21 protein-coding genes are annotated in these 19380 nt (G+C 63.0%); 11 read left to right on the top strand and 10 right to left on the bottom strand.

From position 1 onward, the window contains the following. Positions 1-35: 35 nt before the first annotated feature. From G5V57_RS07820 to G5V57_RS07800, 5 genes are all read left to right on the top strand, one after another. The gene (locus tag G5V57_RS07820) at positions 36-1541 is read left to right on the top strand and encodes a glycerol-3-phosphate dehydrogenase (protein ID WP_165166970.1); all 1506 of its coding nucleotides are present in this window, start codon (positions 36-38) and stop codon (positions 1539-1541) included. Then, positions 1534-2565 carry a class II aldolase/adducin family protein gene (locus tag G5V57_RS07815; protein WP_165166969.1) on the top strand — a complete coding sequence of 344 codons (1032 nt, stop codon included), beginning with the start codon at positions 1534-1536 and terminating at the stop codon, positions 2563-2565. Before G5V57_RS07820 ends, G5V57_RS07815 begins: the two co-directional genes overlap by 8 nt. A 102-nt stretch (positions 2566-2667) precedes the next feature. Continuing rightward, a complete protein-coding gene (locus G5V57_RS07810; RefSeq protein ID WP_165166968.1) occupies positions 2668-3114 on the top strand; it encodes a GNAT family N-acetyltransferase in 447 nt (148 codons plus the stop codon). 14 nt (positions 3115-3128) lie between these two features. Further along, a complete protein-coding gene (locus tag G5V57_RS07805; RefSeq protein ID WP_165166967.1) occupies positions 3129-4022 on the top strand; it encodes a DMT family transporter in 894 nt (297 codons plus the stop codon). Between the two features lie 151 nt (positions 4023-4173). Continuing rightward, on the top strand, positions 4174-4500 hold the full coding sequence (locus G5V57_RS07800; protein ID WP_165166966.1) for an addiction module antidote protein: 327 nt from the start codon (positions 4174-4176) through the stop codon (positions 4498-4500). A 182-nt stretch (positions 4501-4682) separates the two neighbouring features. Here the strand turns inward: G5V57_RS07800 and G5V57_RS07795 are convergent, their stop codons facing one another. The 5 genes from G5V57_RS07795 to acnA form a co-directional block, all read right to left on the bottom strand. Next, a complete protein-coding gene (locus G5V57_RS07795) occupies positions 4683-5084 on the bottom strand; it encodes a toxin-antitoxin system YwqK family antitoxin (protein ID WP_165166965.1) in 402 nt (133 codons plus the stop codon). Between the two features lie 5 nt (positions 5085-5089). Beyond that, positions 5090-5770, bottom strand: a complete 681-nt coding sequence (locus G5V57_RS07790) for an HAD family hydrolase (RefSeq protein WP_165166964.1) — start codon at positions 5768-5770, stop codon at positions 5090-5092. A 244-nt stretch (positions 5771-6014) separates the two neighbouring features. Beyond that, positions 6015-6857 (bottom strand): universal stress protein, encoded by an 843-nt coding sequence (locus G5V57_RS07785; protein WP_165166963.1) that lies wholly within the window; start codon positions 6855-6857, stop codon positions 6015-6017. Between the two features lie 244 nt (positions 6858-7101). Then, a complete protein-coding gene (locus G5V57_RS07780) occupies positions 7102-7869 on the bottom strand; it encodes a thioredoxin family protein (protein WP_165166962.1) in 768 nt (255 codons plus the stop codon). Between the two features lie 265 nt (positions 7870-8134). Continuing rightward, positions 8135-10843 (bottom strand): aconitate hydratase AcnA, encoded by a 2709-nt coding sequence (acnA, locus tag G5V57_RS07775; RefSeq protein WP_165166961.1) that lies wholly within the window; start codon positions 10841-10843, stop codon positions 8135-8137. Positions 10844-10991: 148 nt separating this feature from the next. On the opposite strand from acnA, the gene ccmA reads away from it, so the two are divergent. The 5 genes from ccmA to G5V57_RS07750 are packed head-to-tail and all read left to right on the top strand — an operon-like array spanning position 10992 to position 13716. Next, entirely contained in the window at positions 10992-11594 is a 603-nt protein-coding gene (gene ccmA, locus G5V57_RS07770) for a heme ABC exporter ATP-binding protein CcmA (protein ID WP_165166960.1), read from the top strand. Next, positions 11591-12247 carry a heme exporter protein CcmB gene (ccmB, locus tag G5V57_RS07765; protein ID WP_206530227.1) on the top strand — a complete coding sequence of 219 codons (657 nt, stop codon included), beginning with the start codon at positions 11591-11593 and terminating at the stop codon, positions 12245-12247. Before ccmA ends, ccmB begins: the two co-directional genes overlap by 4 nt. A 23-nt stretch (positions 12248-12270) precedes the next feature. Continuing rightward, the gene (locus G5V57_RS07760; protein WP_165166959.1) at positions 12271-12993 is read left to right on the top strand and encodes a heme ABC transporter permease; all 723 of its coding nucleotides are present in this window, start codon (positions 12271-12273) and stop codon (positions 12991-12993) included. Continuing rightward, complete coding sequence (ccmD, locus tag G5V57_RS07755) at positions 12993-13157, top strand: heme exporter protein CcmD (protein WP_165166958.1); 165 nt, start codon at positions 12993-12995, stop codon at positions 13155-13157. Before G5V57_RS07760 ends, ccmD begins: the two co-directional genes overlap by 1 nt. Beyond that, positions 13144-13716, top strand: a complete 573-nt coding sequence (locus tag G5V57_RS07750) for a DsbE family thiol:disulfide interchange protein (RefSeq protein ID WP_165166957.1) — start codon at positions 13144-13146, stop codon at positions 13714-13716. The genes ccmD and G5V57_RS07750 overlap by 14 nt, the downstream gene beginning before the upstream one ends. On the opposite strand, the gene G5V57_RS07745 is transcribed toward G5V57_RS07750, so the two are convergent. The 5 genes from G5V57_RS07745 to dapF form a co-directional block, all read right to left on the bottom strand. After that, positions 13694-14194, bottom strand: coding sequence for a MarR family winged helix-turn-helix transcriptional regulator (locus G5V57_RS07745; RefSeq protein ID WP_165166956.1), 501 nt, complete (start codon positions 14192-14194; stop codon positions 13694-13696). The two genes, G5V57_RS07750 and G5V57_RS07745, sit on opposite strands and share 23 nt — an antisense overlap. Positions 14195-14464: 270 nt before the next feature. Next, on the bottom strand, positions 14465-15019 hold the full coding sequence (locus tag G5V57_RS07740; RefSeq protein WP_165166955.1) for a septation protein A: 555 nt from the start codon (positions 15017-15019) through the stop codon (positions 14465-14467). Next, positions 15016-16149 (bottom strand): signal recognition particle-docking protein FtsY, encoded by a 1134-nt coding sequence (ftsY, locus tag G5V57_RS07735; protein WP_206530357.1) that lies wholly within the window; start codon positions 16147-16149, stop codon positions 15016-15018. The genes G5V57_RS07740 and ftsY overlap by 4 nt, the downstream gene beginning before the upstream one ends. Further along, a complete protein-coding gene (mtaB, locus tag G5V57_RS07730) occupies positions 16146-17408 on the bottom strand; it encodes a tRNA (N(6)-L-threonylcarbamoyladenosine(37)-C(2))-methylthiotransferase MtaB (RefSeq protein ID WP_165166953.1) in 1263 nt (420 codons plus the stop codon). Before mtaB ends, ftsY begins: the two co-directional genes overlap by 4 nt. A 6-nt stretch (positions 17409-17414) precedes the next feature. Further along, entirely contained in the window at positions 17415-18272 is an 858-nt protein-coding gene (dapF, locus tag G5V57_RS07725; protein WP_165166952.1) for a diaminopimelate epimerase, read from the bottom strand. 217 nt (positions 18273-18489) lie between these two features. Between dapF and G5V57_RS07720 the strand changes: the two genes are divergently transcribed. Beyond that, entirely contained in the window at positions 18490-19332 is an 843-nt protein-coding gene (locus tag G5V57_RS07720) for an aspartyl/asparaginyl beta-hydroxylase domain-containing protein (protein WP_165166951.1), read from the top strand. Positions 19333-19380: the final 48 nt, after the last annotated feature.

Below are 19380 nucleotides of genomic sequence, written 5' to 3'. Positions count from 1 at the left end.
GCAGGGGGAGAGGGGATTGGCTGGGGAGGTATGTGATGACCAAGCGGGAGCCGGTCGATCTTCTCGTCATTGGCGGCGGCATCAATGGTGCGGGGATCGCGCGCGACGCGGCGGGCCGCGGCCTCAAGGTGCTGCTCTGCGAGAAGGACGACCTGGCGCAGGGAACCAGCTCGCGATCCGGTAAATACATCCATGGCGGCCTGCGCTATCTCGAATATTACGAGTTCCGGCTGGTGCGCGAGGCGCTGACCGAGCGGGAGGTCCTGCTCAAGGCGGCGCCCCATATCATCTGGCCGATGCGCCTCGTCCTGCCGCATTCGCCGGAGCAGCGTCCGGCCTGGCTGATCCGCCTCGGCCTCTTCCTCTATGATCATCTGGGCAAACGCGAGACTCTGCCGGGCTGCCGACGCATCGATCTCGTCCGCGATCCCGAAGGGGCCATCATGCGCGGCGAGTTCAAGACCGGCTTCGAATATTCCGACTGCTGGGTCGACGACGCGCGCCTCGTCGTCCTCAATGCCATTGATGCCCGCGACCGGGGCGCCACCATCCTCACCCGCATGGCCGCCGTTTCGGCCCGGCGGGAAAAGGGCTTGTGGCAGGTCGACCTCAAGGGCGTGGAAGGGGCGCGCCGCGTCGAGGCGCGTGTACTCGTCAATGCCGCTGGACCCTGGGTGCAGGAGGTGCTCGGGCAGGTGAGCGGCGTCAATTCCACCCGCCGCATCCGTCTCGTCAAAGGCAGCCATATCGTGGTGCCAAAATTCTGGGACGGTCCCCATGCCTATCTGTTCCAGAACGACGACAAACGGGTGATCTTCGTCAATCCCTATCAGGACAATCTCTGCCTGATCGGCACGACCGACATCCCCTATGAAGGCAGGCCCGAGGATGTCGCCATCGACGAGCGCGAGATCGACTATCTCCTGGCGGTGGTCAATCGCTACAGCAAGCGGGAGCTGAAACGCTCGGACATCATCCAGGGTTTTTCGGGCGTCAGGCCGCTTTACGACGACAATGCCGCCAATCCTTCGGCGGTGACCCGCGACTATGTCTTCGACATCGATGGCGGCGAGGGCCAGGCGCCGCTGCTTTCGGTCTTCGGGGGCAAGATCACCACCTATCGCAAGCTCGCCGAGCATGCGCTGCAGAAGCTCAGCTCCCATTTCCCGAAGATGAGCGGCGACTGGACGGGCAGCGCGCATCTGCCGGGTGGTGATCTCAATGGTGCGGCAAGCTTTGCGGCCTTCGTGGATCAGCTCGGCACGCGCCATGGATGGCTTTCGGCGCCGCTCGCCCGCCACTATGCCAGGCTCTATGGCAGCATGGCGCATGGGCTGCTCGATGGCACGACATCGATGAACGATCTCGGCCGGCATTTCGGCGGCCTGCTCTATGAGCGCGAGATCGCCTATCTGCGGGAAGCGGAATGGGCGCAGACGGCCGAGGACATTCTAGAGCGACGCACCAAGCACGGGCTGCATCTGACGCCCAGCGAAATCGAGGCGGTCAGGGCATATCTTAAAGGCTGGATGCATGGATGAGATGACACGCCTGATGGCGCTCTCCGCCAAGGTCGGTGCCGATCCCCTGTTGGTGCAGGCGGCGGGCGGCAATACATCGTTGAAGCAGGACGGGACCATGTGGATCAAGGCCTCGGGCACCTGGCTCCAGCATGCGCACGAGCGCAACATCTTCGTGCCGGTGGCACTCGATCCGCTCCTCGCCGCGCTCGAAAGGGACGATCCGGCTTGCGAGAGCTGCACCGATTTCGTCCGCACGGATCTGAACAGCCTGGGTCTCCGGCCGTCGATCGAGACGACGGTACATGCGAGCTTCGCCCACAGGATCGTCCTGCATGTCCACTGCGTGGAGACGATTTCCTGGGCGGTGCGTGCCGACGCCGAAGCCATGCTCGCGCCGCGTCTCGCCCCCTTCCATTGGGCCTTCATACCCTATCGCCGCCCGGGCCTGCCGCTCGCCACGGAAATCCGCAAGCGGCTCAAAGGCGACACGAATGTGCTCGTCCTTGGCAATCACGGGCTCGTCGTCGCCGCCGAAACGGTCGCCGCGGCTGAAGCGCTCCTCCACGAGGTCGTGCGGGCACTGGTCAGGCCGGCGCGCGCCATGCCCCTGGCCGATCTGCCGATGCTGGAGGAACTCGCCCGTGACGGCCGCTACGAGCTGGCGGCCGATCCGTCCATCCATGCGCTGGCCGTCGATCCCGTGAGCCTCGCCCAGGCGCGCAAGGGCACGCTCTATCCGGATCATATCGTGTTTCTGGGGGCGGGGATTGCGGTCGCGCAAGCGGGCGAAGATCCGAGATCCGCCGCGGAACGCATCGGGCTTTCCGGCCGGCCCGAGCCCAAGCTCATCGCCATTCCGGGCAAGGGCGTGCTCCTCGCCAAGGGTGTGACGCCGGCGGCGCTCGCCATGGCGCGCTGCCTCGCCGATGTCACGGCGAGGCTCAGCGAAAATGATCCGGCGCAAGTGCTGTCGCGCGAGGACGAGCTCGCGCTGGTCAACTGGGATGCGGAAAAATACCGGCAGTCTCTCCCGGCAAGCTGAACCGGCTGCACGCCGGTGGACTGTGTTCCTTTCACCAAAGTGGCTCTGTCTCGGCCGCCTCGGAAAAGCGAGTTTCGCCTTTTGCCAGAGAGGAATTCCCGCATGCCGGACATCGTCATCCGCCCCGCCCAACCGAAGGATGAAGCCAGATGGCGCGAGCTCTGGGCGGGCTATATCAAGTTCTACCGGGGCTCGGTGCCCGAAGAGGCGACCGCCAATACCTGGAAGCTGATCCTGACGCCGGGAAGCAATATCGAGGCGCTGGTGGCCGAGAGCGACGGCGAGGTCATCGGCCTCTGCAACTATCTCTTCCATGACAGCACCTGGAGCACGCAGCCCATCTGCTATCTGCAGGACCTGTTCGTCGACCCCAAGGCGCGCGGCGGGGGTGCTGCAAAGAAACTCATTCTCGCCTGCGAGGAGAAGGCCAAGGAGAAGGGGGCCTTCCGGCTCTATTGGCAGACCCAGGAATATAATGGGGCGGCGCGCTCGCTCTATGACACGATCGTGCCGCGTTCCTCCTTCATCGTCTACCGCAAGTCTCTTTAGAGCGCCGCCGGCGCATGAAGCGCGAGAATTTCTATCCCGTCGTGCTCGCTTTGCTATGGGGGCTCAACTGGCCTGCCGTCAAGATCGTGCTGAGCGAGGTTCCCGTCTTCGTGTTGCGGAGCAGCGCGCTCGCCATCGCGAGCGTGCTGCTTCTTAGCGCCGCGCTGCTGCTGCGCCGCAGCCTCGTCGTCGCACGCGGTTCATGGCTTCCGCTGGCGCTCGCCGGCGCGCTCAACATCGCCGCCTTCAATATCTTCACCGCCTTCGCGCAGCTCAACACCACGACGTCGCGCGCCGCCATCCTGACTTACACGATGCCGGTCTGGTCGACCCTGCTGGCCGCCCTGGTCCTGCGCGAGCCCATCGGGCGCGACAAGGCCATCGCCCTCATGGCCGGTGCGGCGGGCGTCACGCTGCTTGCCGCGCCAGTCTTTGCCGCAGAAGAATTCCTTGGGGTAATCTTGTCGCTGCTCGCGGCCCTCGCCTGGGCCATAGGCATCGTGATCCAGAAGAAATGGCCGATCGCGGGCGATCCCGTGGCGACGACCGGCTACCAGCTCCTGATCGGGGCGGTGATCTCGGTGGTCTGTCTCCTGGTAACCCGGCCGGCGCTGCCGGAGTTCCTGTCTTTACCCGTGTTCGGGGCCTTCCTGTTTCACGTCGCCGGCGCGACATCCGCGGCATATCTTCTCTGGTTCACCATTCTCGACCGGAATTCCGCCTCGACATCGGCGCTGCTCAGCTTTGCCGTGCCGGTGGTCGGCGTCCTCTCGGCCATGTTGCTGGTGGGCGACCGGCCGAGCCCGGCTGATACGGCGGGATTTGCCGCCATCCTTCTGGCGGCAGGGCTCGCCATGCGGTCGAGCCGGAACCGTGATAAGTCCGCTCCGGAGACGTCCCGCCTATAAGTTACACCACCTCTGGTTGGGATGACCTGGCGAGACGCGTTCAATTATTTCTAATCGCTTGCGTGATGATTTTCTGCTTGCCATTTTTGTTGCAATTATGCACAGTTGGATAACGGCGACGGTGAAGCGCCCCAACGGGGGAATTGCGCATATGAAAAAGAAGAAGCTCGATGTGTCCAGGAAGTTGGACACGCCGGAGCAACAGGGTGCCTATATTGGACGTGCAGTTGCGACGGGCGATGCACCGACGATCCGCAATGCGGTCGGGGTAGTGGCGCGCAAGCGCGGCATGACGCACATCGCCAGCACCACGAATCTCAACCGCGAAAGTCTCTACCGGGCTCTCGGCGACCAGGGCAACCCGGAATTCGCCACTATGCTCAAGGTGATGAAGGCGCTGGGCTTGAAACTGTCGGTGGCATCCATCGCGTCGACAGCAAGAGCGAAAGCGAAAGCGGAGAAGAAAAGAAGCGCCTGATCGCGATCGCTTCCGGGCGGTACTGCTCGAAAGTGATCATTCGGGGGCGTCACACTAGAGCGCCCGGGCATTCCAATGGAATCGCCCTGGCGCTCTAATTCTTTGATTTGCGCGTTGGATTCTCCGAAAACCGCTTTGCATGGTCGGGTCGAGCCCGACCACAAGCTTTTCGGGCCGATGCTTCAGGCCTTTCGGTGCTGCGTCGTCTTGATGACACCGCCCTTGTCGTTGAAGATCTTCCATTCGCCGGTCTTCTTTCCCCTGTCGTAAAGTCCCTCGTCATAGAGGGCGCCGGTGGGATGATAGCGCCGCCACAGGCCGGTCTGGACGCCCTTCTCGAATGCGCCGGCCTGCATGAGCTTGCCGTTCTCGCGGTACCATTTCCATTCGCCGTGCAACTGGCCCAACTCATAGGCGCCGGCGGCCTTCAGCTTGCCGTTCTTCAGGAAATACTTCCACGGCCCGTGCTTCTCGCCTTTGGCGAAGCTGCCGGCCGATTCGAGGGTGCCGTCCTTGAAAAAGAATTCGGCCGGGCCTTCGCGCAGCTTGCCCGTCTCGTCCTGTTTGCCGGGCTTGGATTTCATTGCGGTCAGACCTGGCGTCCGCCGATCTCATCGATGTGGCGCAACATGTCGGCGGGCTCGGCGAAGACGCGATAGGCGCCCGAGCGCACCAATTCCTCCTCGCCATAGCCGCCGGACAGGAGGCCGATGCCCAACGCCCGGGCGCGGCGTGCCGCGAGCATGTCCCAGATGGCATCACCCACCACCGAGGCGGTAGTGATATCGATGCCGAGGCGATCGGCCGCCTCGATGAAGAGGTCGGGATCGGGCTTGGCGAAGCGCACCTGGTCGCGCGTCACCACCGGGGTCTTCGCGGGATCGACGCCCAGCGTCTTGAGCACCGGCCCGGCGGTCTCCATGCGCCCGCTGGTGGCGATGGCCCAGGGAATCTTCGCCTGGGTCAGATAGGCGAGCAGCTCCCTGGCGCCCGGCAACGGCCTGACATTGGCCGAGCGTTTGGCGTAGGATTCCTTATGGACACGGCGCAGATTCGCGATGCGCTCCTGGCTGATCTCGAGGCCGGTCTCGCGCAGCAGCATGTTAGCGAAAAGACCGCCCGACATGCCGATGCGGCGATGGATGCGCCACACCGGCAGCTCGATATTCTCGGCCAGCAGCGCATCGTGCCACGCCAGCACGTGATCATAGACGCTGTCGACGAGCGTGCCGTCGAGATCGAACAGAAATGCGGTTTTCGATACGGGCATATGGGACTCCTAGAGCCTTTCCCGTTTTGATCGAATCAAAGGATTCGATCAAAACGGGAAAAGAGGCTCGACTACATATATCTGGAGCGCTTCCTCTTCGCGAAAGTCGAGCAACTTTCGCGGGAAGCGCTCTAGATCACGATCACTTCAGACCGGTTCGGTCTGAAGTGATAAACGTGATCGAAACTTAAGTTTAGCGCGTGGTCGGACGGAAAAACCGGTACCCACTTTTCCTGACCACGCGCTAGTGTGACATAAGTACAGGACGCGTCATGTCGTCGAGAACATGGCGGGTGGCGCCGCCGAAGACGAATTCGCGCAAGCGACTATGGCCATAGGCGCCCATGACCAGAAGGCCGGCATTGATCTCCTGAGCGTGCTTCAGCAGCGCCTTGCCGGCGCTCTCACCGCTGCTCTCCATCGTCCTCGCCTCGGCCTTCACGTCATGGCGCTGCAAGGTCGCCACAATGCGGCGCCCGGGCTCCTCGGGCGTCACGCGCTCCTCATTCCTGGAATCGACGCAAACGACATGGACGGACTGCGCCGACCGGAGCAGCGGTATGGCGTCGAAGACAGAGCGGGCCGCCTCGCGCCCGCCGTTCCAGCCGACGACCACGCGGCTGAGTTCGAGAACATGATCGTTGCGCCGCGGCAGGACGAGAAGCGGACGGCCGGCACCGATGAGGACACGCTCGATGCAGTCGAGCTCGACGCCCGAAACCTCGGACGGATCGGTGGCGCTGGCGATGATGATATCGGCGGATTTGCCATGGATGATGATTTCATCCGAGATCAGCGGGGAGCGCCCCTCTATGGCGATGAACTCACCCTGCAGCCCGGCTTTCTGCAGCGCAATCTCGAAAGCGCTCCTCACCTTGACCAAATTGTTCTTGAAGAAGGTTTGATGGCCTTCGAACATCTGCGGCACCGCCTCGAAGCCTGTCGAGGGATAGATCTGAGCCGCCGGAATCGTATAGAGGCCGCGTACGAAGGCGCCACCGAGCTTCGCGACCTTGGTGGCGGCGTCGTTCAGCGCGTCGAGGCGATTGATTTCATTGAGGGCGACGAGAACGGTCTTGTAAGACATTGTCATTCTCCGTGTTGGGCACGAGCGAACGCGGCCCCCCGCGCTGTTCACGAGATGCCGAGGCACGCGCCTACTATATAATCATTGTGATAGGAATTGCGAGCCCCGGAGCATATCGGGCCCGATCGCGGTCAGAGCAAATTCCGCCAAAGGTGAAGGCTTCGGCGACAAGGATTTGCTCCAAGATATTGATCTGGCACGAATCCTTTTCGGAGGAGTGATCACACTTCGCCGGGACGCGCGTTTAAGAATTCAGGCGGCCCCAGGTGGCGCAGCCCAGAATACGGCCCAGGGGCTTCATCTGCAGCAAAGCGACGCAGCTGGTGCTGTCCTCGGTCATCACGCTGTCCTTGGGCAAGGCCAGGGTCATCTTATCGCCGTGCCACATGCCGACGGGCACGAGCTTGCGCACGACATTCAGATAGACGATGTTCTGTCCGGCATTCTCGCCCTTCTCGATTTCGACCGGTATGCGTGGCGCCACGGACACGAACCACAGGCTCGCCGCGGGGACCGGAGTATCGGCTGGCGACTCGTCGACGGTGATCTGAAATTCCGCGTCATTGGCGAAGATCGACACCGGTATCCAGACGGGCGGAGGATTGCTGAGCGAATACCGGATGGCGGAGATCACAGCACTCTTCTGGCTGCCGACGACATGCGTCACGCCGTCGATGATCATCTGCGGTGTATAAACATCCATGTCGCCGCGCGCCTTGGCATATTTGTACTGGCGCTTGGAATTTTCCGGCGAGGCGAGCGTGTCGCGCCAGCCGCGATAGTCCCAGTAGTCGACATTGTAAGTGAGCGCCACGACGTCCTTCATGGCGCGCACTTCCTCCATGAAGGCATCGGCGGGCGGGCAGGACGAGCAGCCCTGGCTGGTGAAGAGTTCGACGACGGCCGGACGCACGCCGTCCGCCTTCGCGATCCGGCCCGTGGCACCGGCCGCCACGGCGCCGGCGGCGAGCGCCAGCACCTGTCGACGGGTCAGTTCAAGGGAACTCTGCATTCGGCCTATATGACGTAATCATGATACCCCTTCGAGTCACGTTCAAGTGAGCCCGCTCACGAGGGGGTGAGGCCGGAATCGCAGGTTTGGCGCGTGATGGCAAGGACCGTTGCCCGCTCTTCTCCATCGCGCAAGAGCGCCGGACGCTCACATAGAATCGATCCGGCGCTCTAACTCTTTGATTTGCGCATCGGATTATCCGAAAACCGCTGCGCATGGTCGGGTCAAGCCCGACCACGAGCTTTTCGGGCCGATGCTCCAAGCCTCACGCCGCCTTGGCCAGACTGCGCAGCACATAGGGCATGATGCCGCCGTGCTTGTAGTAATCCAGCTCGTCGAGCGTATCGATGCGGCACTGCACGTCGATGACGCGGCCAGCCCCATCCGGCGCCGTGATCATCAGCTGCAGCATGGCCCGCGGTTTCAACCCTTCAGCCAGCCCGTGAATGGTGACTTTTTCGTCTCCCTTGAGGCCGAGGGTCTGCCAGGATTCGCCATCCTTGAACTGCAGCGGGACGACGCCCATGCCGACGAGGTTGGAACGGTGGATGCGCTCGAAGCTCTGCGCCACCACGGCGCGCACGCCAAGCAGCCTGGTGCCCTTGGCGGCCCAGTCGCGGGACGAGCCGGTGCCGTATTCCTTGCCGGCGAAGATCACCAGCGGCACGCTCTCGCGCGCATAACGCATGGCCGCGTCATAGATCGGCATCTGCTCGCCGGACGGGTAGTGCATGGTGATCCCGCCTTCGACGCCCGGCACCATCTGGTTCTTGATGCGGATATTGGCGAAGGTGCCGCGCATCATCACCTCATGGTTGCCGCGCCGGGCGCCATAGGAGTTGAAATCGATCGGACGCACCTGATGTTCGGTGAGATAGGTTCCGGCCGGGCTCGTCACCTTGATGTTGCCGGCAGGCGAGATGTGGTCGGTGGTGATCGAATCGAGGAAGAGGCCGAGAATGCGGGCATTGACCACATCGCTGACCGGGTCCGGCGTCATCTTCATGCCTTCGAAATAGGGCGGGTTCTGCACATAGGTCGAGGACATGCTCCATTTGAAGGTGAGGCCGCCCTCGACCTTGATCTTGCGCCATTCGGCGTCGCCCTTGAAGACGTCCTTGTATCTGGTGGCGAAGGCCTTGCGGGTGACGTTCTTGCGCACCTGGGCGGCGATCTCCTTGGCGCTCGGCCAGATGTCTTTGAGATAGACGGGCTTGCCGTCCTTGCCTTTGCCCAGCGGATCCTTACTCAGATCGACATTGAGCGAGCCCGCCAACGCATAGGCGACGACGAGCGGCGGCGAGGCCAGGTAGTTGGCGCGCACGTCCGGATTGACGCGGCCTTCGAAGTTCCGGTTGCCGGAAAGCACCGCCGCGGCGACGAGATCGTTCTTCTTGATCGATTCCGAGATCGGCTCGGGCAACGGACCGGAATTGCCGATGCAGGTCGTGCAGCCATAGCCGACGAGGTCGAAGCCGAGCTTGTCGAGGTCCTTCTGCAGGCCCGACGACTTGAGATACTCGGTCACCACCTGGCTGCCGGGGGCGAGGGAGGTCTTGACCCAGGGCTTGACCGTCAGGCCTTTCTTTGCCGCATTGCGGGCGAGGAGGCCAGCGCCGATCATCACCGAGGGGTTGGAGGTGTTGGTGCAGGAGGTGATCGCCGCGATCACCACATCGCCATGGCCGAGGTCATAATTGGCGCCATCCACCTTGAAGCGGCTGTGCAACTGCTCCGCCTTCTTGAACTCGTTCGCCATGACATTGGCGAAATCGGGAGCGGCGTTCATGAGGGTGACGCGGTCCTGCGGGCGCTTGGGGCCGGCCATCGAGGGCTCGACGGTGGCGAGATCGAGCGAAAGCGTGTCGGTGAATACTGGGTCTTCCGATTTCGTGGTCCAGAACATGCCCTGAGTCTTGGCATATTTCTCGACGAGAGCGATCTGGGCCGCTGGCCTCGCGGTGCTCTTCAGATAGTCGAGCGTTTCGGCGGAAACCGGGAAGAAGCCGCAGGTCGCGCCATATTCGGGCGCCATATTGGCGATGGTGGCCATGTCCTCGAGCGCCAGATTGGCGAGGCCCGGGCCGTAGAATTCGACGAACTTGCCGACGACGCCCTTCTTGCGCAGCATCTGCGTCACGGTGAGCACGAGATCGGTGGCGGTTGTGCCTTCCGGCAGCTTGCCCTCGAGCTTGAAACCGATGACTTCGGGAATGAGCATGGAAGTCGGCTGGCCGAGCATGGCGGCTTCCGCCTCGATGCCGCCCACGCCCCAGCCGAGCACGGCCAGGCCATTGACCATGGTGGTATGGCTGTCGGTACCGACCAGCGTGTCGGGGTAGGCGTATTCGACGGTCTTGCCTTTTTCCTTGACCTTCTTGGTCCAGACGGTGCGGGCCAGATATTCGAGATTGACCTGGTGACAGATGCCGGTCCCGGGCGGCACGACGCGGAAATTGTCGAAGGCGCCCTGACCCCATTTGAGGAAAGTGTAGCGCTCGCCGTTGCGGTCATATTCGAGCGCGACATTCTGCTTGAACGCCTTGGAGTTGGCGAAGAAGTCGACCATCACCGAATGGTCGATGACGAGATCGACGGGGGCGAGCGGGTTGATCTTCTCGGGGTTGCCGCCGAGACCGCGCATCGCATCGCGCATGGCCGCAAGATCGACCACCGCCGGCACGCCGGTGAAGTCCTGCATCAGCACGCGCGCCGGACGATAGGCGATCTCGTTTTCCGCCTTGCCGCGATTCTTCAGCCAGCGGGCGAAATTGACGATGCTTTGCTTGGTGACCGAACGGCCATCCTCATGCCGCAGCAGATTCTCGAGCAGCACCTTCAGCGAGTAGGGCAATGCGGAGATGCCCTTGAGGCCGTTCTTCTCGGCCGCCTTGAGGCTGAAATAGACATAGGTCTTGGCGCCCACCTTCAAAGTCTTGCGGCATTTGAAGGAGTCGAGGGACGTAGCAGTCATGGCTGATCCTTGGTGCAAATTGGTGTCGGCGGGATTTGCCCAGCATATAGGTCCATTTCCATGACAATGCCAAGGCTGCAGGTCACACAAGCAGAACCGCCAGAACCGCCTTTGCCTCGTGCCGCCCGATGGGTTAAGCGGGTGGACGATGGTCCAATTACAAGCAGACTCGCTCGCCTGCCAGCGCGGCGGCCGGACAGTGTTCACCGACGTGAACTTTACCCTCTCCTCCGGTCAGCTCATGGAGCTCAGAGGTCCCAACGGCGCCGGCAAGTCGTCGCTTCTGCGTCTCATTGCGGGCCTGGGAGAGGCCGTTTCCGGCCGGATCACGCTGTCGGGCGGCGGCGAGGACCTCAGCATCGGCCAGCAGGCGCATTATGGCGCGCATCAGGAGGCGATCAAATCGCCGCTGACGGTCAGCGAGAACCTGAAATTCTGGGGTGACTTTCTGGGTGGCGGGGATATGGACGCGGCACTGGCCGCCTTCGATCTCGAAGCGCTCGCCGATTACCCGGCAGCCCTCCTCTCGGCCGGGCAGAAGCGCCGCCTGTCGCTGGCGCGGCTCGCTTTGGTGCCGCGGCTCCTGTGGCTGCTCGACGAGCCGACGGTCGGCCTCGACGCCGCCTCGCTCGACCGGCTGACCCGGTTGCTGCGCGGCCACTTGACGGGCGGCGGCCTCGCGGTGGTGGCAACCCATGCGCCGCTCAGCCTCGAAGCTGACGTCAAGCTCGTGCTGGGGGTCTCTCGATGAAGCTCATCTGGGCGCTCATCCGGCGCGATCTCATGCTGGCGACCCGCCAGGGCGGTGGCGCCGGCACGGCCATCGGCTTCTTCGTGACGGTGATCGTGCTCTTGCCGCTGGGTCTCGGTCCCGACCAGGCGCTGTTGCAGCGCATCGCGCCCGGCGCCTTGTGGATCGCGCTCCTGCTCTCCGTCCTGCTTTCGGCGGAGCGGATCTTCCAGGCCGATTACGAGGATGGCTCGCTCGACGCGATGGCGCTCGGCGTGGTGCCGCTGGAGCTCGTGGTGCTGGCCAAGGCGATGGCGCACTGGCTCACCACCTCCTTGCCGCTGGCGATCGCCGCACCCTTCTTCGGCTTCCTCATCAATCTCGACACGTATGATATCCTGCCGCTCAGCCTGGCGATGATCCTGGGCTCGGTGTTCCTCTCGCTGCTTGCCGCACTGGGGGCGGCGATCACCGTGGCGCTCAGGCGCGGCGGGCTTCTGGTGTCGCTGCTGATCCTCCCCTTCTATGTGCCCTGCCTCATTTTCGGGGTGGCGGCGAGTTCCTCCAGCGAGCTTGTCAAGCCGTCGCTGCTGATGCTGACCGCGCTGGCGCTGACCAGTTTCGTCCTGGTGCCGGTCGCCGCCGCTGCGGCGTTGCGCGCCTATCTGAAATGATATGAGCCCCCTAAAATACAACCATGCAGAAATTCGCTAATCCGGCCCGGTTCCAGAAGCTCGCCGAAGCGCTCCTGCCCTATGTTTGGGGGGCGATGATCCTGGCCTTCGCGGCCGGGCTCTATATGTCGCTCGTGACCGCACCGCCCGACTACCAGCAGGGCGAGACGGTCCGCATCATGTTCGTGCATGTGCCGGCGGCCTGGATGGCGCTCATGGTCTACACCGCCATGGCGGCGGCCAGCGCCATGGCGGCGGTGTTCCGGCATCCCCTGGCCGATATGGCGGCCAAGGCGGCGGCACCCATCGGTGCCATGTTCTGCCTTCTGTCGCTCATCACCGGCTCGCTCTGGGGCAAGCCGATGTGGGGCGCCTGGTGGGTGTGGGATGCGCGACTGACCTCGATGTTCGTCCTGCTTCTGCTTTATCTCGGCTATATGGCGGTGTGGCAGGCAATCGAGGATCCGCATCGCGCCGCGCTCATCGCCCGCGTCGTCGCCCTAGCGGGCTTCATCAACGTGCCGATCGTCAAGTTCTCGGTCGACTGGTGGAACTCGCTGCATCAGGGCCCCAGCGTCTTCCGCATGGACGGCCCCACCATCGATGCGCGCATGCTGTGGCCGCTGCTCGTCATGGCGCTCGCCTACATGCTGCTCTTCACCGGGCTGCTCCTCGTCGCGATGAGAAGCGAGATCGCCCAGCGCAAACTGCGCCAACTGCGCCTGGCCGGGATCGAGGGGCGGTGATGGACTGGAACGCCGCCCATGTCGCCTTCGTGGTCGCCGCCTATGCGGTGAGCTTCGCCGGGCTCATCCTGCTCGCCACCTGCGTCCTGATACGGGACCGGAAGCTGAAGCGGCAAATCGCGGCGCTCGAACGCAACAAAGGTAGCAAACATGGCCGAGGCTAGTCTGCCCCGCAGGCGCACCTGGCTCACCATCCTGCCAGTTGCCGCCTTCGCTCTCCTGGCGGTTCTCTTCTATCGGGGCCTGTCGGGCAATCCGTCTGAGGTGCCTTCGGTACTCCTCAATAAGCCGGTTCCGGCTTTCTCGCTGCCGCCGGTCGCAGGTCTCGGCCTGCCTGGCCTCTCCAGCGACGACCTCAAGAAGGGCGAAGTCACGCTCGTCAATGTCTGGGCCTCCTGGTGCCCGCCCTGCCGCGAGGAGCATCCTCTCCTGATGGAACTCGCGGCGCGCGGTGATCTGAACGTCGTCGGGATCAACTACAAGGATGATCCGGAGAATGCCCGGCGGTTCCTGGTCACGCTCGGCATTCCCTTCACGGCGGTCGGCTCCGATCCCAAGGGCCGGGCGGCGGTCGACTGGGGCGTTTATGGCGTGCCGGAGAACTTCCTCGTCGACGGCACCGGCACGATCCGCATGAAATGGATCGGGCCTCTCACGCGAGAAGCCCTCACAAATCAGATCATTCCTAAAGTCGAAGAAATCAGGCGCGCCGGCGGTTCTTGATCTTGAGGGCGGGCTTGACCTCGCTCTCGTCCTCGATGCGGTCCATTTCGGCGGCCAGTAGACTCAATGCCTCGGTGAAGGATTTGCGGTGGCTTGCCGGGATCGCGGAAAGCACCTGCTTGTCCACCTCGTCGGCGCCCGGCTGCGCCAGCTTCAGCATGCGCTTGCCGGCGGAGGTGATGCGCACCGAATTGGTGCGTCCATCGTCCTTGGTACGCCGGCGTTGCAGATAGCCCTGCGCCAGAAGACGGGCGACGAGATCGGCCAGCGTCGAGCGGTCGATCCCGGTCATCTTCACCAGAGCCGTCTGGCTGACGCCTTCATTCTGGTCGACGGCTATAAGAACGGTGAATTGGCGCTGTGTGAGGCCGGCCTTGCCCACCTCACCTTGATAAACATAGGCAGCATACTGAGCTGCTCTCTTCAAAAGATGATACGGCGAGCGCGAAAGCTGCTTCACATCTTTGTTGCCTGTCATCGACCCCTACTCCTGCCACACCGCGAGCCGCCAGCTTCGCCGCGCGTATCTTTTGATGCCTCATTCCGGATGGTTTGCCCCGCTTTCTTGCCCCGAAACTGCAAGAGCTTATCGTTACCGTCACCCGAAGCCATTTGTCCTAGCGCCTCGCAACGGCGACGGCAAGGGGATAAAGCGCATGCTCTTGTGCAATTGCGAGAAGCGACATGACCGCGGCCGCACAACCGTATTGTCCGCATACGGAGTGGTCGCGAAGTGTGACCAGACCGGTTACTGAGGGGGCTTGGGGTCGTCCTGAATCATATGTTTGGTCATCATTGGCGCCTGGGAGAGGGCAAAAACGAGCGTGACCGGCAGAAGCGCCAGCTTGAAGTTCACCCAGTTGTCGGTCGAGACCATCCGCCACACCACCTCATTCACGAGAGCGACGAGCAGAAAGAATATTCCCCAGCGTATGGTGAGGGCGCGCCAGCCTTGCTCGGTCATCTTGACGGCTTCGCCCATGACATATTTGAGGAAAGTCTGTCCAAAGAGCAAACCGCCGAGGAGAATGACGCCGAACAGGGCGTTGATCAGCGTGACTTTCACCTTGATGAAAGTCTCATCGTGGAGCCACAGAGTGAGGACGCCGAAAATCGCGACGAAGCCGGCGCTGATCAGCGGTATGACGGCCAGCTTGCGCGTGAGCAGCCAGGACAGGAGCAGGGCGATCGCGGTCGCGGCCATGAAGATGCCGGTAGCCCAGAAGATGCCGGCCAGCCAATTGGACAGGAAGAAGGCCACGAGCGGGCCCGCTTCGATGAGGATTTTGACCAAGGGGTTCATTCGGCGAGACCTGCTATGGCGCGCGAGAAGGCATCGGCATCGAAAGGCTGCAGATCCTCGATCTGCTCGCCGACGCCGATGGCGTGGATGGGAAGCTTGAACCTTTCGGCGATGGCGACAAGAATGCCGCCCCTCGCCGTGCCGTCAAGCTTGGTCATGATCAAGCCGGTGACGCCCGCGACCCTGGTGAAGACGTCGGCCTGCGATATGGCGTTCTGGCCGGTGGTGGCATCGAGCACCAGCAGGACGGCGTGCGGCGCCGTTTCATCCTGCTTCTTGATGACGCGCACCACCTTGTCGAGCTCGGCCATGAGGTTGGCCTTGTTCTGCAGGCGTCCGGCGGTGTCGATGAAGAGGATGTCGGTCCGGCTGTCCTGCGCCTCCTTCATCGCGTCGAAGGCGAGGCCGGCGGCGTCCGCTCCGGTGGGACGCGAGATGACCTTGGCGCCGATGCGCTTGCCCCAGACGGTCAGTTGCTCGATGGCAGCGGCGCGGAAGGTGTCGCAGGCCGCCAGCATGACCGAGTGGCCCTCGCGCGTCGCGATGGCGCCGAGCTTGCCGATGGTGGTGGTCTTGCCGGCGCCGTTGACGCCAACCACGAGGATGACGAACGGCTTCTGCGTGCCGAAACTGAAAGGAACCTCGACCGGCTTCAGCACCTTCGCCACTTCGCCGGCGAGAATGGCTTTCACCTCCTCGGGCTCGATCTCCTTGTCATAGCGGCCAGCCGAAACCGCGCTGATGATGCGAGCGGTCGTCGCGACGCCGAGATCGGCCTGGATCAGCGCGTCCTCGAGCTCCCCGAGCGTCGCCGCATCGAGCTTGCGCTTGGTGAAGATCGAGGTGATCGAGCCGGTGAGGGAGCGCGAGGATTTCGCCAGGCCTTCCGTGAGCCGGCCGAACCAGCCGCCGCGCTGTTGCGGCGCGACCTCGGGCTCGGGTTCCGGCTGCAGTGCAACATGTTCCGGCGCAACAGGCACGAGATCCGGAGCAGGGGGAGCCGGTTCCGGATCCGGCGATGAGACAATTTCCGTGGCGGGCGGCGGGATCTCGGCTTCGGGTGCCGGCGGCGGTGCCGGATCCTCGCGGCTCGAGCCCCGCGTGAAGAGTTTCTTGAAGAAACCACTCATGCGGCGAGGCTCGCCTCGAGATGGTCGGCGCCGCGGCCCGTCACGGTGGCGCGGACGATGGCGCCGGCGCTCATGCGTTGCACGAATTTGACGGCGGCGAAATGCTCGGTGCGGCCGGTGCTCTCGGTCTCGATGAGGATGGAGCGCGAGGCGCCGACTTCCTGGCCGAGGAAGGTGTCGAGCCGCGCCTTGCCCTTCTCGCGCAGGCGTCTGGCACGCTCCTGAATAATTGGCTTCGCCAGTTGCGGCATGCGCGCCGCCGGCGTGCCGGGTCTCGCCGAGAAGGGGAAGACATGCAGATAGGTCAGGCCGCATTCCTCGACGATCCGCAGCGAATTCTCGAACATCGCCTCGGTCTCTGTCGGGAAGCCGGCGATGATGTCGGCGCCGAAGACGATGTCGGGGCGCAACCGGCGCACCTCCCGACAGAAAGCGATCGAATGGTCGCGCAGATGCCGGCGCTTCATGCGTTTGAGGATCATGTCGTCGCCCGCCTGCAGCGAGAGATGGAGATGCGGCATCAGCCGTTCCTCCTCGGCGATGGCGCGCATGAGGTCGTCATCGGCCTCGATCGAATCGATCGAGGAAAGGCGCAAACGCTTCAGATCCGGCACCGCCTTGAGGATGCGGCGCACCAGATTGCCGAGGCGCGGCTTGCCCGGCAGGTCGGAGCCCCAGGACGTGATGTCGACGCCTGAGAGAACGATCTCCGAATAGCCGTTGGCAACAAGGCGGCGGATCTGCTCGACCGCTTCGCCGGCCGCCACCGAGCGCGAATTGCCGCGTCCGAAGGGGATGATGCAGAAGGTGCAGCGATGGTCGCAGCCGTTCTGAATCTGCACAAATGCGCGGGTGCGCTCGGAGAAGCCGTCGATCATGTGCAGTGCTGTCTCGCGCACCGACATGATGTCGTTCACCTTGACGCGCTCTTCGGTCGAAAGGCCGAAATCGGCGACACGATAGTTCTTCGCGTCGAGCTTTTCCTGGTTGCCGAGCACCAGGTCGACTTCCGCCATCGCGGCGAACATCGCGGGGTCGGTCTGGGCGGCGCAGCCGGTGACGATGATGCGCGCTTGCGGATTGTCCTTGCGGGCGCGGCGGATGGCCTGGCGCGCCTGGCGCGTCGCCTCCGCGGTCACCGCGCAGGTGTTGAAGATGATCGCGTCCTCGAGGCCGGCCTTCTCGGCCTCATGGCGCATCACTTCCGATTCATAGGCGTTCAGACGGCAGCCAAAGGTGATGATGTCCGGTTTCGACATGGGTCATCACACCGTGAGATGAGCGGGCAGTACACCCTCATATTCATAAGTGACCGGCCCGGTCATCAAAATGTGATCGTCGGCTTCGCGCCAATCGATGAGGAGGTCGCCGCCCGGCAAAGTCACGGTGGCTTTGCGGTGCGTAAGCTTGATGCGGGCCGCCGCCGCCACGACGGCGCAGGCGGCTGTACCACAGGCGCGCGTCAGGCCGGCGCCGCGCTCCCACACCTTGAGCGTGATATGATCCTTGGCGTCGACCCTCGCGAGCGAGATATTGGCGCGCTCCGGGAAGAGCGGATGATGCTCGAGCATCGGCCCGGCCTTGGCGAGGTCGACAATGTCCAGATCCTTGACCCAGAAGATGCAATGCGGATTGCCGACATTCACGACCGAGGGCGAATGGATCAATGGCGCGTCAATGGGCCCCAGCTGAAGTTCGATATGGCGGGTGTCGGCGAAGGGTTCGGACAAGGGGATGTCGCGCCAGCTGAAACGGGGAGCTCCCATGTCGACTGTCACCAGCCCGTCGCCACCCTTCTCGCAGACGAGGAAACCGCCCTTGGTATCTATGGTGGCGAGCGTCTTGCGCTTCTCCTCGAAGAGAATGTCGGCGATGCAGCGGGACGCGTTGCCGCAGGATTCGACCTCGAAGCCCTCATTGTTCCAGATGCGCATGAGGACATCGGCCGTGCTCGACGGCTCCAGCACGATGAGCTGGTCGCAGCCGATGCCGGATTTACGGTCGGCTATGGCGCGGGCTTTGTCCTGACTTATGGATAGCGGGCGCAAGCGGGCGTCGAGCACGACAAAGTCGTTGCCGAGCCCGTTCATCTTGCGGAATTGCATGGGTGCCAACCCGTTCATGGCCGGTTTATATGGTGAAAGCTCCAGAAAAGGCTAGCCTTTTGCTAACCCCTAACGCGTAATCAGGAGAAGTGGTCCGCAGTTTGCCGTCCGATTGCGCACTAAATACAGGATTTCGATCATGTTTACCATTTCGGGCGTAGGGTCTGAAGCGGTCGTGACCTAAGCAAAGTTTCTGCCATAGAGCCGCCACGATGCGGCCATAACCGGTGACATCATGACTGCAAATACCACGGACCGTGCGTTCTCTCCTGCGAAGCAGGAGGAAGCCCAGCAAAAATTCGGAACCGCCGGCGTCGCTCCCATGGACCGACCGAGCGCCGTCACGCGCTTCTTCATGAACATCGTCGCCAAGGCCGAGAAGCTCAATCTGAAATGCGCCAAGCTCGGCAATCCGCCCGTCTACGACAACAAGGCCTTCCCCTGGGCGGCCGAGGTCGAGAAGGCGTACCCGGCGATCCGGGCCGAGCTCGAGCGCGTGCTGGTGCGCAAGTCGGAACTGCCGAATTTCCAGGACATCTCGTCCGACGTGAAGACGATCAGCACCGACCAGGGCTGGAAGACCTTTTTCCTGCTCGCCTTCGGCATGAAGTCGGAACAGAACATCGCGCAGTGCCCCGAAACCTGGAAGGCCGTGCAGGCCATCCCGGGACTCAAGACTGCCATGTTCTCGATCTTCGAGCCGGGGAAGCATCTCCCCGCCCATCGCGGCCCCTATAATGGCGTGCTGCGCATGCATCTCGGGATGATCGTGCCGGAGCCGCGCGACAAGATCGCCATCCGGGTCAACGACCAGATTTGCCATTGGAGCGAAGGCAAGGTCCTGATTTTCGACGACGCCTATGAGCACGAGGCGTGGAACCATTCCGACAAGACGCGGGTCGTGCTGTTCGTCGATTTCGTGAAGCCGATGCGTTTCCCGGGCAATTTCGTCAACTGGCTGCTGATGAACATCGCGCTGTTCACGCCGTTCATCCGCGAAGGCCTCGACAATCACAAGGAATGGGAAAAGCGCTTCTACGCGCAGGCCGAAGCGCTGCGCAACCGGCCGCAGAGCTAGTTCCACCTTCTCATGGCGGCGCATTTGGTTGCCTTTTTGAGACAGCGT

Source organism: Nordella sp. HKS 07 (genome assembly GCF_011046735.1).
Lineage (GTDB): Bacteria > Pseudomonadota > Alphaproteobacteria > Rhizobiales > Aestuariivirgaceae > Taklimakanibacter.
The sequence above is the reverse complement of the archived record's forward strand: the minus strand, read 5'-3'. Positions and strand labels throughout refer to the sequence as shown.